Source organism: Flavobacterium stagni (genome assembly GCF_004122105.1).
Lineage (GTDB): Bacteria > Bacteroidota > Bacteroidia > Flavobacteriales > Flavobacteriaceae > Flavobacterium > Flavobacterium stagni.
Window position 1 is genome coordinate 1 of record NZ_SBKN01000022.1, and the last position, 388, is coordinate 388.

At 45.1% G+C, this 388-nt stretch carries 1 protein-coding gene; it reads left to right on the forward strand.

The annotated features are described in order from the left end of the window. Positions 1-388, forward strand: a 388-nt coding sequence (locus EQG61_RS13815; RefSeq protein ID WP_449404210.1) for an HYR-like domain-containing protein, incomplete at both ends; no start/stop codon positions are given.

The following is a 388-nucleotide window of genomic DNA, read 5'->3' on the forward strand; positions in this document are numbered from 1 at the left end:
ACGGATGCTTGTGGTAACACAACTACTGCTACGCAAGTAGTAACTGTTCAAGATACTACTGCTCCTACTTTCGTAGAAGCTACTCCAGCTAACGTAACAGTAGAATGTTCTAACGTTCCTGCAGCAGTAACAATGACTGCTACAGACAACTGTGGAGCGGCTACGGTAACCTTCAACGAAGTAACTGCTGCGGGTAACTGTGCAGGTAACTATACATTGACTCGTACATGGACAGCTACAGACGCTTGTGGTAACACAACCACTGCTACGCAAGTAGTAACTGTTCAAGATACTACTGCTCCTACTTTCGTAGAAGCTACTCCAGCTAACGTAACAGTAGAATGTTCTAACGTTCCTGCAGCAGCAACAATGACTGCTACAGACAACT